The 13,617-nt window shown below is 53.2% G+C and carries 11 protein-coding genes (1 of these 11 cut by a window edge); 9 read left to right on the top strand and 2 right to left on the bottom strand.

Translation table 11 applies throughout. The features are described from left to right. The first annotated feature begins 40 nt into the window (after positions 1-40). Genes rng through SOJ49_RS15650 form a run of 3 tightly spaced genes read left to right on the top strand, consistent with a single transcriptional unit; the run spans position 41 to position 6,356 of the window. Positions 41-1,492 (top strand): ribonuclease G, encoded by a 1,452-nt coding sequence (gene rng, locus SOJ49_RS15660; RefSeq protein WP_369855426.1) that lies wholly within the window; start codon positions 41-43, stop codon positions 1,490-1,492. Positions 1,493-1,512: 20 nt separating this feature from the next. Then, positions 1,513-5,559: a YhdP family protein gene (locus tag SOJ49_RS15655; protein ID WP_369855425.1), complete on the top strand. Its 4,047-nt coding sequence runs from the start codon at positions 1,513-1,515 to the stop codon at positions 5,557-5,559. Further along, a complete protein-coding gene (locus SOJ49_RS15650) occupies positions 5,556-6,356 on the top strand; it encodes a carbon-nitrogen hydrolase family protein (protein WP_369855424.1) in 801 nt (266 codons plus the stop codon). The genes SOJ49_RS15655 and SOJ49_RS15650 overlap by 4 nt, the downstream gene beginning before the upstream one ends. On the opposite strand, the gene SOJ49_RS15645 is transcribed toward SOJ49_RS15650, so the two are convergent. Continuing rightward, on the bottom strand, positions 6,357-7,226 hold the full coding sequence (locus SOJ49_RS15645) for a helix-turn-helix domain-containing protein (RefSeq protein WP_369855423.1): 870 nt from the start codon (positions 7,224-7,226) through the stop codon (positions 6,357-6,359). A gap of 242 nt (positions 7,227-7,468) precedes the next feature. On the opposite strand from SOJ49_RS15645, the gene SOJ49_RS15640 reads away from it, so the two are divergent. Continuing rightward, positions 7,469-7,870, top strand: a complete 402-nt coding sequence (locus SOJ49_RS15640; RefSeq protein ID WP_369855422.1) for a protocatechuate 3,4-dioxygenase — start codon at positions 7,469-7,471, stop codon at positions 7,868-7,870. Then, on the top strand, positions 7,863-8,708 hold the full coding sequence (locus SOJ49_RS15635; RefSeq protein ID WP_369855421.1) for a class III extradiol dioxygenase family protein: 846 nt from the start codon (positions 7,863-7,865) through the stop codon (positions 8,706-8,708). The genes SOJ49_RS15640 and SOJ49_RS15635 overlap by 8 nt, the downstream gene beginning before the upstream one ends. A 164-nt stretch (positions 8,709-8,872) precedes the next feature. On the opposite strand, the gene ilvC is transcribed toward SOJ49_RS15635, so the two are convergent. After that, positions 8,873-10,363 carry a ketol-acid reductoisomerase gene (gene ilvC, locus SOJ49_RS15630; RefSeq protein WP_369855420.1) on the bottom strand — a complete coding sequence of 497 codons (1,491 nt, stop codon included), beginning with the start codon at positions 10,361-10,363 and terminating at the stop codon, positions 8,873-8,875. A gap of 171 nt (positions 10,364-10,534) precedes the next feature. Between ilvC and ilvY the strand changes: the two genes are divergently transcribed. The 4 genes from ilvY to SOJ49_RS15610 form a co-directional block, all read left to right on the top strand. Further along, the gene (gene ilvY, locus SOJ49_RS15625; protein ID WP_369855419.1) at positions 10,535-11,413 is read left to right on the top strand and encodes an HTH-type transcriptional activator IlvY; all 879 of its coding nucleotides are present in this window, start codon (positions 10,535-10,537) and stop codon (positions 11,411-11,413) included. A gap of 116 nt (positions 11,414-11,529) precedes the next feature. After that, positions 11,530-12,330, top strand: coding sequence for a CDP-diacylglycerol--serine O-phosphatidyltransferase (pssA, locus tag SOJ49_RS15620; protein ID WP_369855418.1), 801 nt, complete (start codon positions 11,530-11,532; stop codon positions 12,328-12,330). 60 nt (positions 12,331-12,390) lie between these two features. Next, a complete protein-coding gene (msrP, locus tag SOJ49_RS15615) occupies positions 12,391-13,413 on the top strand; it encodes a protein-methionine-sulfoxide reductase catalytic subunit MsrP (RefSeq protein WP_369855417.1) in 1,023 nt (340 codons plus the stop codon). A gap of 15 nt (positions 13,414-13,428) precedes the next feature. Further along, on the top strand, positions 13,429-13,617 hold the 5' portion of the coding sequence (locus SOJ49_RS15610; protein ID WP_369855416.1) for a sulfite oxidase heme-binding subunit YedZ. Its footprint extends 462 nt past the window's final position; 189 of the gene's 651 nt are visible here — the first part of the coding sequence; it begins with the start codon at positions 13,429-13,431; its stop codon lies beyond the right edge, outside the window.

Genomic DNA, 13,617 nt, shown 5'->3' with positions numbered 1-13,617 from the left:
CGCCATTAGTGACCCGCCAATACAATAAAAGGATCCGGTAATGAACGCAGAAATCTTGATGAATATTACACCCACCGAGACACGGGTTGCGGTGGTGGAAAACGGTGTGTTGCAGGAGATTGTCATTGAGCGCACCAATCACCGCGGCCTGGTCGGCAATATCTACAAGGGGAAGGTGGTTCGGGTGTTGCCGGGTATGCAGGCTGCGTTTGTGAATATTGGCCTCGAGCGGGCGGCGTTTATTCATGCTGCGGAGCTGGGTCATCCGGATAGCCAGACGCCGATCAACCAGTTATTACACGAAGGCCAGTCACTGGTGGTTCAGGTGACCAAAGACCCTATCGGCACCAAGGGTGCGCGGCTGACCACTCAACTGACCATTCCATCCCGTTATCTGGTGTATATGCCCGGCGCGGATCATGTGGGTGTTTCCCAACGCATTGATGACGGTGGCGAACGCGATCGTCTCAAACAGATGGTGCAGGATTGCATGGAAGCAGAAGGCCTGACCGGAGAGGCCGGGTTTATTTTGCGTACGGCGGCGGAAGGGGTGGGCGAAGAAGAAATACTGGCTGACACCCGTTATTTGCGCCGCTTGTGGCGCAAGCTGGAAGAACGCATCAGCGAGTACTCGTCTCCGGCAGTGGTCTACGATGAGCTACCCTTGTATCTGCGCACCTTGCGAGACTACGCGCGCCCGGAAGTGGACAAGATTCTGGTGGATTCTCGCGAGACCTTTGAAAAAATCCTGCAGTTTTCTCAGCAATATGTGCCGGAAATTGAAGATCACCTGAACTACTACGCCGGGCCTAGACCGGTGTTTGAATTGTACAGCGTTGAAGATGAAATCCAGCGCGCACTGGAACGCAAGGTGCCGCTCAAGAGTGGTGGCTATCTGGTCATCGACCAAACTGAAGCCATGACCACCATTGACGTCAACACCGGTGGTTTTGTTGGCAGACGTAACCTTGAAGAAACCATCTACAAGACCAACCTGGAAGCCGCCAACGCCATTGGGCGACAGCTGCGGCTGCGTAATCTGGGTGGCATTATTATTCTCGATTTTATCGACATGACTGATCCAGAACATCAGCGGCAGGTATTGCGGATGCTGGAAAAGGCACTGGAAAAAGACCACGCTAAAACCAAGATCAGTGGTGTGTCGGAGCTGGGTCTGGTGGAGATGACCCGCAAGCGTATCCGTGAAAGTCTCGAACAGATGCTGATGGAACCGTGCAAGGCCTGTGATGGCCGAGGCTCGGTAAAAACGCCCGAGACGGTGTGCTACGAAATTTTTCGGGAAATCTTGCGGGAAGACCGTGCCTATGGTGCCGGAACCTATCTGGTACTGGCCAGCCAGCCAGTACTTGATCGGTTGCAAGACGAAGACAGCGACGGGCTGGCAGATTTGGAAGCATTTATTGGCAAAACCATTAAACTGCAGGTCGAATCCCTGTACGCACAGGATTACTACGACATCATTTTGCAATAACTTTTTCAATAGGAATCGGCATGAGGTTTCTCGGTGCCTGCTGGACGCAGCTCTGGATAACACTGGTTGTTGGACTGGTGATGACGGCGCTCTATACCAGCGCCGGGCGCCAGTTAATCCCGCTGGTGGAGACCTGGCAGCCGGATCTGGAGCAGCAGCTTGCCCGGCAGCTCGGCCAGCCTGTCACCATTGGCCAGATGGAAGGCGACTGGCGTTATTTATCGCCGATTCTGCGGCTGCGTGACATCATCGTGGGCGTGGCACCAGATCAAGTGTACTTGCAGCGCGTCGAGCTAGAGCTGGACGTCAGCGCCAGCGCGTTTTATCAGCTCCCGGTGTTCAAGCGTATCGAAGTCGAAGGGCTGGAACTATCGTTACGGCGCCATCAACAGCAGTGGTTTATTGGCCAGAACTGGATGCTGCCATGGCAAGAAGGCGACTCTGGCGACGTTGCAGAGCCCACAAACTCAAGCCAGCCCCAGACGCTTGGCCCTCGCCAGCCGGAACAACGGCCGCTGTGGGCAAGGTTGCTGGAATTACAGCAGCGGATGGAAATCACCGACTCTCATATTCAGGTGCTCAACGACAATGGCAAAACCGATCGTTTACTGATCAAACAGCTGTTGTGGCGTCATCAGGGGGGCAGCCAATCCATACGTGGCAATCTGGCTTGGGGGCGAGAGCAGCTGGCCGATATCTCGCTGAATGCCGTATTGGATGGCCAGATCTGGCCCTGGAGCGAGCAGAGCGGGGAGGTGTTCGCCTACGTTGAGCCACAAAGCTGGACACGCTGGATTCCAGATGATCTGCCACTGGGGCTGACATTTGACAATCTCGATGCGGGTGCCGAAATCTGGTTGAAAATCCGTAAGGGCGACCTGTATCAGGTCTACGCCGATCTTAATCTTGAACAGCTGGATCTGACCACTCGCGAGCAGCCGCTGAGTCTGACCGAAGGCCGCATCCAGCTGGGCGGCGAACATAATGGCGATGACTGGCATATGCGCATCATGCCTGCGCTGGGTGACACGATCCCTTTTCATGACTTTACCATCAGTGCCATCAGCCTGCCGGATCAGCGTGGCTGGCAACTGGGGTTAGCGCAGCTGGAGATCAATCAGGCGCTTGACTATCTGTTAGGGCATGGCCTGCTGCCGGATCCTTTTGATCGCTATCTGAGTCATATCCAGCCTGGCGGTCAGGCGCAGGATGTTCGTATCTCCTTTTTGCCAGGGGCAACCGACACGGTAGATGTACGGGCGGATTTACGTGGTGTGCACGGCACTACCTATAAGGGCATTCCCGGAGTACAGGGCCTGAATGGCCAGTTGCATTTGCAGCCTCGGATTGGGCGTATCAACTTCAAGGACCAGGCAGTAACGGTCGATTTACAAGGCGTTTATCAGCAACCGTGGCAGATGGATGCGGTTTCTGGTGCGTTGCATTGGCGTATCCAGCCGGACGAATCCCGTATCTGGCTCACTGACATGCGGGGACGCTGGCAACACTTGCAGTTGCGCAGTGAACTGTCCATGACCTTGCCATCCCGCGCTTCGGGGCGGGACAGCAGTTTCAGCTTGTTGCTGGGATTACCCGCTGCCAGTATGGCGGATCGTAGTCGCTTGCTGCCTGATTTGCTGGAGCCCGAAGTCCGACAGTGGCTGGATACCGCCTTGTTGGCGGGTTCTTTCTCCAATGGCGCCTTTTTACTGAATGGTGTGCTGGAAGAAGGTCGCCCAAACAACAGCCTGACCACTCAGCTGTACATGGATATCAAACAAGGCGAACTGGAATACCTCAAAGGCTGGCCGTTGATGCGTAACGTGACGGGCCGGATTTTACTGGATACACCGTCGGTGGATGCCTGGGTCGATGGCGCTGATACGCTGGGTGGACATATCGCTCCGCAAGGCGGCCACATCCGTTTACGTAGCACGCCGGATAAGCCAACCCGCTTGTTTATCGATGGTCAGCTGACTGGAGAAAGTGGCGAAGCGCTGCGCTATTTTACTGAAACGCCGTTGCAAGATATGGTCGGTCATGCTTTTGACCACTGGCAAGGACAGGGCAGCCTGAACGCCAAGATGAGTCTGGAAATGGCATTGGGCAGCTCTGATGATAATCCGCTGGTGCGTATTGCCGCGCAGCTGGACAATAACCGGCTGCGTCTGGATGACCTGAATCTGGATATCTCGTCGTTGACTGGCTCGCTGATCTACGATTCGGTCGCCGGTTTATCATCGACGGATCTGCAGGGTGAGGTAATGGGCGGCAAGGTGACTGCGGTGATGACATCCACCACGATGGCCAACGGTTTCACCACCCGTCTCCGTGCAGATGGTCGGGCGACACTGGCTGCATTCAAGCAATGGATGCCGATGTTTTTGCTCGATCCGATATCCGGTGAATTGGGCTACCGGGCGACACTGGATCTGAATACCGTCTCCAGTGATGTACGTTTTGCCCTGGATACGACACTGGATGGCACCCGGATTGATTATCCGGCCCCACTAGGCAAAGCGGCAGACGACGCGACACATCCCTTGTATATCACCGTTCGGCCTGGCCGCGAAACCCGCATCACTATGAACTATGACGACCGTATTCGTGGTGTGTTTGCACTGGATAATCAGGGGCTCAATCGTGGTCAGGTGTACCTGGGTAACAGCGAACCGTTTTTGCCCAGCGACGCCGGGGTCGAGATTCGTGGCCAACTTGATACGCCAGTCAAGGCCGAAGAATGGTGGGCCATGTGGTTACGACTGCAGCCGTTGGTTGCCGCCGAAACAAGCGTGAACACCAAGTCAGGTAGCGCCACAGCAACAGGTACTGGCAGTAGCGGAGCCACTACCGCTAATCCGTTACGACTGGTGGATCTGACCTTTACCCGGCTCGATGCCTGGACACTGGCAACCGGGCAGACCCATGTGGTGGCAGGTCAGAACTGGGGTGAGTGGCAAACACATATTGATAGTGATCTGATCAGCGGTGATGTGGTGCTGGGTGCCGGTTCAGAACCCGTGGCCATTGCTCTGGATTATCTGCATTTGCCGCAAACCGATGAGGTCGTTGAAGAGCCCGATGCCCGAGGATTATTATTGGGCGAAACCCCAGCCAATAAGCAGCTGGAAACAGTGCTTGCCAACGATGCACTGAAGGATCTGGTGCCCGCCGAGCTATTACCAATGGATATTAATATTGCTGAATTTATTGTCGGCAGTCGTAATTTTGGCCGTTGGTCATTGAGTAGTCGAGCCGTGGAAAATGGGCTGGCACTGACAATAAACGATAGTGATATGAAGGGGTTGCATTTCAGCGGTGATATTCGCTGGTTGTTGGAAAATGATGGTCATCACACCTATATCGATAGGCTGCAAGTGCGCGGCAAGGATCTCGGCAAGGTTCAAAAAGCCTTCCGTCAGGAACCCATTATTGAAGGCAAGGAGTTGTCATCGTCGATGAGTTTGAGTTGGCGGGGTTCTCCATTGGCATTTAACCCCATGAGCTTGAATGGTCTGGCGACCTTGCGAATTAATGATGGCGTTTGGAAAACCGAAGGCACCGGGGCACTCAAGGCGTTTGGTATCCTGAACTTCAATTCCATCACCCGTCGATTACAGTTGGATTTTACCGATCTGTATCAGTCTGGACTGGCGTTTGATGTGATGAAAGCCAAAGCCAGTATTCTGCAGGGTAAATTGACCTTTTCCGAGCCACTGGTGGTGGATGGCCCTGGGGCCAAATTTCTGATGTCTGGCAGTACCGATCTGGTCGCCGAGACGCTGGATATGAAACTGGCGGTGACTTTTCCCGTAACCGGCTCTTTGCCACTGGTGGCCATCTTGGCGGGTTTTGCCGCGCCAGTTGCCGGGGCGATTTATGTTACGGAAAAGCTGATTGGTGATGAACTGGAAAAGTTTACCAGCGCCAGTTATGACGTTACCGGGCGCTGGAGCGCACCTAAAATGCAAATTCGCCAGGCTTTTGATAATGAAGTCGATGGCAAGAAAAGCCGCAGTTTCAAACAGCGTTTTCTGAGTATTTTTGGACTGGAGGAATCCCGATGACCAAGGTCGCAGCAATTCAGATGAACAGTCTGGCAGAACCGGAAGACAATTTTCTTCAGGCCGTGGCGTTATTGCGGCAAGCTCGGGATCAGGGGGCGGTATTGGCGCTACTGCCAGAGATGTTTCTCAGCATGGACGGTAAGCGTTATCAGGATTTGGCTCGGGATCTGAGCTGGGTAGATCGTCTCGGTGACGTGGCCCGTGATCTCGGACTTTGGCTGGTGGCCGGAGCGGTGCCACAGCCAGCCCCCGATCCGGCTGAACCCAGAGTGCGTTCGGCCTGTTTGGTGTTTGATGATCAGGGTGAACTGGTGGCGCGTTACGACAAAGTACACCTGTTTGATGTCGCGGTAGGGGATTCCCAGGGACAGTATCGTGAGTCGGAGCGTTTTTGCCCTGGCGATGCGGTGGTGGTGGTCGATACACCCGCAGGCCGCCTTGGGCTGAGTATCTGCTATGACCTGAGGTTTGCCGAGTTATACCGGCTGCTGCGAGAGCAGGGGGCAGAATTATTGGCTGTGCCAGCAGCTTTTACCTGGAAAACCGGAGCGGCGCATTGGGAAATATTACTGCGCGCCCGTGCTATTGAGCAGCAATGTTATCTGCTTGCTGCAGACCAGTGTGGTTGGCATGACAGCAGGCGTCAGACCTGGGGACACAGCCAGATTATTGACCCTTGGGGAACAACGCTCGCGCAACTGGAGCATGAGCCCGGTGTGGTTTGCAGTAATATTGATCTGGCCGAATTGCAGCACTTGCGGCAGAACATGCCGGTGGTTGAGCATCGGCGCTTCTGATCAGGCTTCTGACTGTTGCCGATACTGACTGGGAGATAACCCGGTCTGGCGGCGAAAAAAACGGGTGAAATAGGCCGGATCCTGAAAGCCCAGCTGGTAAGCAATCGCACTGACAGGTTGAACGGTATAACTGAGGCTGCGGCAAGCTTCCAGCGTCAGACGTTCGTGAATCAGGCTCAGCGCTGTCCGGTGCAATTGCTGTTTGCACAAACTGTTCAGGTGTGGAGCGCTGATTCCCAGCTCATCGGCGTAACTGGCGGTCGTTCTCTGGCGGGCATAGTCCCGATTGATGAGACAGGTAAAGTCGGTCAGATAGCGGGTTTCTCTACACCATCCCGGTGTCTGCTTTACCGCTTGTTGATAATGCTGGCGTGCCAGTACGGTGGTAATCAGTTGGAGCCAGCTTTTTAAGGCATCGCCACGTTGTGCATCAGCAGTGGCGTGGTATTCCTCCAGTAGGCCATGCATATGGCTGGCGATTTTTTCGCAGGCGCTGGCATCATCCACTCGCTGGGTGATACGCCAGGTAGCTGACTTGTCCAGTTGCTCCATCAGCGAGTGGCTCAGCGACAACACAAATCCCTCGACGTCTTCTGACCACAAAAAATCGTGAATACACAGCGCTGCAATGACGATCACCGTCGGAGCTTCTGCGGTAAACGACCCACCGTCGATATTGGCTTCCCCTGAGCCACGCGTCAGGCAAAACAGTTGCGTCAGTCCCTGATGTCGATGTGGCCGAATGGTGAATTGATGCTGACGACTGCGCAGACTGAGCGTTTCGCAATGCAACAAATCAGGCGTAAAGCCGCTGCTGTTATCGCCATACTGGTGGACTGTCGGAACCTGGTGGTGGTTTGTCGGTTGCATAGGCCGTTGTGGTTACTTTTGTGGTTGCCCTGGTGGCTGCTCTGTCCCGTTTGGATACATTGGCTGCTGGCGGCTGATTGATCTGTATCAGGAAAATATCAGGCAATACCATGATCTTCGAAATGTACAAGTAAGAGTGGCTTATTTCCATGTTTTATTGCTAGGCATTGATTAAAACTGCAACCAGCTGATTCACCGGATCATCAATAATAATTCCTGGTAACGGATTGGAGGTTGCAGTCATGAACTGGCAACAACACGAATACGACGCTATTCCGGGCACTTATGTGTTCGACGGCAAACGCTCTCATTCTGGCTACAACCTGAACCGGATGGCGTTTTCTTTTAACCAGAAAGTCAATCGGGATGAGTTTTCTGCCGATATGGACGCCTATTGCCGTAAATACCGGCTCTCTGACGAGCAGCGTGAAGCGGTACTGGCGGGTGATTTTCTCACCCTGATGCGGCTGGGGGGCAATGTCTATTACCTGGCCAAGATCGCGGTATTCCACGGTTTGACGGTGCAGGATGCCGGAGCCGCTTTTCACGGTATTTCGACCGACGAATTCAAGCAAATGCTGCTGAATAATGCCGCAGGATTTGAAGAAAAACTGAATCAAGAAGGAGGGTTCTGGCATGGCTAAGATCATCGGTGGTATCACCACGTCTCATATTCCGGCGATTGGCAACGCCATGGCCAACAAACAGGAAAACGATCCCTACTGGCAGCGCTTTTTTGCCGGTTATGAACCGGTCAAACAGTGGCTGGCAGAAGTGAAGCCCGATCTGGCCATTATTGTGTATAACGATCATGGTCTGAATTTTTTCCTCAATCAGGTGCCGACCTTTGCCATGGGCTGTGCCGACGAATATCGTAATGCCGATGAAGGCTGGGGTATTCCTGAAATGCCGTCGTTCAAAGGCGATGCGCCTTTTTCCTGGCATGTGGCCGAGAGCCTGATCAATCAGGGCGTGGATATGTGTACCTGTCAGGAAATGCTGGTTGACCATGGCTTTACTGTACCGATGGCCCTGATGTGGAGACATTTGCCCGAGTGGCCAGTCAAGACGCTGCCTTTTGCTGTCAACACGGTTCAGCATCCACTGACCAGTGCCAAGCGCTGTTACGAGGTTGGCAAGGCGCTACGTACGGCGGTGGAATCCTATCCCGAAGATATGAAAGTCGTGATTATCGGTACTGGCGGGTTGTCGCACCAGTTACAAGGGGAGCGTTCCGGGCTGATCGATGTTGAATACGACATCCAGTGCATGGATGCCATTGTGAATAACCCTGAATGGATGTGTAGCCAGAGCAACACCGAAATCATGGAAAAAGCCGGTACTGAAGGCATCGAAGTGATTATGTGGATGGTGATGCGGGGCGCTTTGAGCGACAAGGTCAATGTACTGCACAAGCACTATCATGCGCCGATTTCCAACACCGGAGCCGGGGTACTGTTGCTGACTAATAGCGAAGAGTAATAACGAAGACTAACGGCTGTGGGGGCCTGGCAGGGCTTGTTGTCATTGCAAAAAAACTGCTGGCAACAGCCCGGAAACATGGGTTGTGAAAAGACATCTAAGTCAATTTTTTGAATCACATCGAGTTATAGAGCTGTGGCGGTGCTTAGCACCGCCGCAGATGCTTAACGGGATGCTTCGACGATACGTTGCATATCGGTCATGTAACCACGCAGTTCCTGGCCAACCCATTCAACCGGGTGGTTGCGGATCAGTTCATTCACTTCAATCAGGCGTGCGTTATCAACCGAGTTGGTTTTCAGGTTCAGACCTTTACCAATCACGTCGGTGCTGATATGCGGCATGAACTTCTCGCGCAGCAGAGGCACGGCAGCGTGAGAGAACAGGTAGTTACCGTATTCGGCGGTGTCAGAAATCACCACGTTCATTTCGTACAGTTTGCGACGGGCGATGGTGTTGGCGATCAGTGGCGTTTCGTGCAGCGACTCGTAGTAAGCAGACTCTTCAACGATGCCGGATTCAACCATGGTTTCGAACGCCAGTTCAACACCGGCCTTGATCATGGCAACCAGCATGATGCCGTGATCAAAGTATTCCTGTTCGTTGATTTCAACATCCGAAGCCGGAGCTTTTTCAAAGCCGGTTTCTGCGGTTTCTTCACGCCAGGTCAGCAGGTTTTTGTCATTGTTGGCCCAGTCTTCCATCATGGTGCGGGAGAACTCGCCAGAGATAATGTCGTCCTGGTGCTTGCGGAACAATGGACGCATCAGTTCTTTCAGGTCTTCCGCCATGTCGAAGGCTTCGATTTTGGCTGGATTGGACAGACGATCCATCATGTTGGTGATGCCACCGTACTTCAGTGCTTCGGTGGTGGTTTCCCAACCGTATTGGATCAACTTGGCGGCGTAACCTTCGTCTATGCCATCTTCAACCATTTTCTCGAAGCCCAGAACCGCACCAGTTTGCAGCATGCCGCAGAGAATGGTTTGTTCGCCCATCAGGTCGGATTTTACTTCAGCAACGAAAGACGATTCCAGACAGCCTGCGCGGTGGCCGCCAGTACCCGCTGCCCAGGCCTTGGCGATTTCCAGGCCGTCGCCATTCGGATCATTTTCAGGATGAACCGCGAGCAGTGTCGGAACACCAAAACCACGCTTGTATTCTTCACGTACTTCCGATCCTGGGCACTTGGGTGCAACCATCACAACGGTCAGGTCTTCACGGATCTGCATGCCTTCTTCAACAATGTTGAAACCGTGGGAGTAGCCCAGGGTGGCACCTTGTTTCATTAGTGGCATAACTGTAGAGACAACGGCGGTATGCTGTTTGTCTGGCGTCAGGTTCATAACCAGATCCGCAGAGGGAACCAGTTCTTCATAAGTGCCAACCGTGAAACCGTTGTCGGTGGCGTTTTTCCAGGATTGGCGTTTTTCCGCAATGGCTTCTGCCCGCAGGGTGTAGGAAACATCCAGGCCGGAGTCGCGCATGTTCAGACCCTGGTTCAGACCCTGGGCACCACAACCGATAATGACAATTTTCTTGCCTTTCAGGTAATCGGCTTCGGATTCGAATTCTTCACGATCCATAAAGCGACAACGGCCCAGTTGATCCAGCTTTTCACGCAGGTTCAGGGTATTGAAGTAGTTATTGCCCATGTTTGTTTTCCTCATTGCGGGGTGATACAGAATGTCGATGGGCAGCATGGTAGGGGAATGCTGGTGTTGCGTAAAATGCTATATTTGCGTTGTAGTGTTGCGTTTTTTGCAATGAACGGGTGGTGATCGTTTCGATAGTGGCCAGTGATTTTTTTGATCAGGTGATTTTTTATGGATTACAAAGACTTGCAGTCTTTTATCAGTCTGGCATCAATGCTTCACCTGGGGCGAGCTGCTGAGCAGTTACATATGAGTCCATCGACGCTCAGTCGCAGGCTGGCGCGAATGGAGCAGGAAGTGGGGGCGCCATTGATTAGTCGTGACAGAGCGCCGCTGTCTCTGACCACTGCTGGCGAACGCTTTCGCCAGCACGCCGAGCAAACCCTGTTCGCCTGGCAAACATTGCGACATGAGGTCAATACCGGGGTGAGTGACTTGTCCGGCCGATTGACGCTGTTTTGTTCGGTGACGGCCAGTTTTACGGTTTTGCCGGATTTGCTGTCGCGATTTCGGGAGCGTTATCCCTGCATTGATCTGAATATTCTCACCGGTGATGCCGCAGAATCGATTCCCCGTCTGAGTTCGGGGGATGCTGATATTGTCGTGGCCGCCCGTCCGGAAACTCTGGATGGCGGTTTGTCATTTCGGGCACTGACGTCCAGTCCATTGCTGTTTATTGCGCCGAGAAACGTTGCCATCATTCCCGAACTGACACAATCGGAACCCGATTGGCAAACAGTCCCCATGGTGCTGTCGACCAGTGGGCTGGCACGTTCTCGTGTTGATCAGTGGTTTGCGGCTAAATCGATACAGCCACATATATATGCGCAGGTTTCCGGCAGTGAGGCGATTGTCAGTATGGTGGCGCTGGGCGTCGGGGTGGGGGTGGTGCCAGAGCTGGTACTGCGTCATAGTCCTATGTCGTCACGGGTGAGGGTCTTGGCGGTACAGCCTGAACTGGAGTCCTTTTTGATTGGCCTGTGTTCACACGCGCATTGCTTGAACGATCCGCTGATTCAGGCACTCTGGAAGACAGCCTTTGACGGATAACGCATAATAGCGGCCGTCAGGCCGTGCTCGGAGCGGCCTTATACCCATAAGACGGCAGATACCTTTCGGCGGCGCACGTATTTAACAGCGCTGCCAGTGCATGATAAGGCCATTGAATGAAACCAGTTCAGCAACACCCAAATGAAGAAGAATCAGTAACCGAATGCAACAGCAAAGACGGTGATCCCCAACGCCATACTGGCTGGGCCGGCAGCAGGGGTATTTATTTGTTGCCCAATCTGTTCACGACTGCAGCACTGTTTTCCGGATTTTATGCCATCACCGCGAGTATGAATGGGCATTTTGAAAAAGCTGCTGTGGCCATTTTTATTGCCATGATTCTGGATGGACTAGACGGTCGTGTCGCGCGAATGACCAATACCCAAAGTGATTTTGGGGCTGAATACGATAGTCTGTCCGACATGGTGTCGTTTGGTATGGCACCAGCACTGGTCGCCTTCAGTTGGGCGTTACAAGATCTGGGCAAGATCGGTTGGGTGGCAGCCTTTGTTTATGTTGCCGGAGCGGCCTTGCGTCTGGCTCGGTTTAATACGCAATTGGCAGTGGCAGACAAGAATTTTTTCACCGGACTAGCTAGCCCGTCGGCCGCTGCTGTTGTTGCCGGAACGGTGTGGATGTTTTCTGATGCCGGAGTCAGTGGTCAATCAGTGGCCTGGTTGATGGCTGTGCTGGTGCCCGTATCGGGTCTGCTGATGGTCAGTAATATTCGTTATCACAGCTTCAAGGGACTGGATCTGAAAGGTAAGGTACCTTTTGTGGCATTGCTGGCGGTGGTACTGGTGTTTGTCGTGGTGTCTATCGATCCGGCCAAGGTGCTGTTGCTGGTTTTTGTTGGTTATGCGCTGTCTGGCCCGGCATTTGAAATATGGGATCGACTGAAAAAGCGTAAGAATTAGCCGAACTCTGCGACTACCCTGTGTCAATGATTCAATTCTGTTTATCAGGGAGTCGCAGTAATGCTTATATTCAAACCCCGACGTAGCGATCCAAAGCCTTCGGAAATTACCCCTAAAGACACCTATCTTAACCGTCGTTCATTTATGGGAGCGTCGATTGGTACTGCGCTGGGTGTCTCTGCAGTCGTGACGGCAGCGACGATGAGTTTGCCAGCACTGGCATTAGCAACTCGAAAAGAGCCAGCGCTGGCTGGCCCCGATTGGCTCAAGCAGCAAATCTCCAGTGCCAGGGAAACCGCCTACGGTGCGGATGACATCCCCGCACCTTATAGTGCAATCACCAATTACAATAATTTTTATGAATTTGGTTACGACAAGGATGATCCTGCTCGATATGCCAACAAGCTGACAACAGACCTTTGGTCGGTAGAGATTGCCGGAGCTTGTGAAAACCCTGGCCGCTTGTCGCTGGAAGATCTGCTTAAAGGCATTGATCTCGAAGAACGTATTTATCGATTACGCTGTGTTGAAGCCTGGTCCATGGTGATTCCCTGGATTGGTTTTCCATTGGCTGAGCTGATTAAACGCTGCAAGCCCTTGTCCAATGCCAAGTATGTTCAGTTTCAAACCCTCGAAGATCCAAAGCAATTCCCCGAACAGCGCAGTCGCTTCTCGACAATCGACTGGCCCTATCAGGAAGCCCTGCGTATGGATGAGGCCATGCATCCGTTAACTATTTTAGCCGTGGGGCTTTATGGGGAAGTTCTGCCAAATCAGAACGGTGCGCCATTACGTCTGGTCGTGCCATGGAAATACGGCTTTAAAAGTATTAAATCGATTGTATCGCTACGCTTTAGCGAGACTCAGCCCACTACGACCTGGAGTGCCCTGGCTCCCAAAGAATACGGCTTTTATGCCAACGTGAATCCCGATGTCGATCATCCACGCTGGAGTCAGGCTCGTGAACGCCGGCTGCCCTCCGGCCTGTTGTCTGCCAATCGTGTCGAAACCCGGATGTTCAACGGCTATGCTGACGAAGTATCCAGTTTATACAAGGATATGGATTTACACCGGTTCTATTAAGGGGGAGATAGCGTGATGGCGTTATCAACAAAAGCCTGGCGTGGCTGGCTGGTGCTAACCGCAGGTTTGTTACCTTTGATCTATCTGGGGTGGCAGATTATCCGGCTACAGTCGGGGGAATGGGATGTACTAGGGCCGGAGCCGGGTAGGGCGATTGTCTTTTTTACCGGCAGTTGGGCATTTAACCTGCTGCTTGCAGGCCTT

Source organism: Candidatus Thalassolituus haligoni (genome assembly GCF_041222825.1).
GTDB lineage: Bacteria > Pseudomonadota > Gammaproteobacteria > Pseudomonadales > Oceanobacteraceae > Oceanobacter > Oceanobacter antarcticus.
Note: the sequence above shows the minus strand (reverse complement) of the source record. Positions and strands in the feature narration are given on the sequence as shown.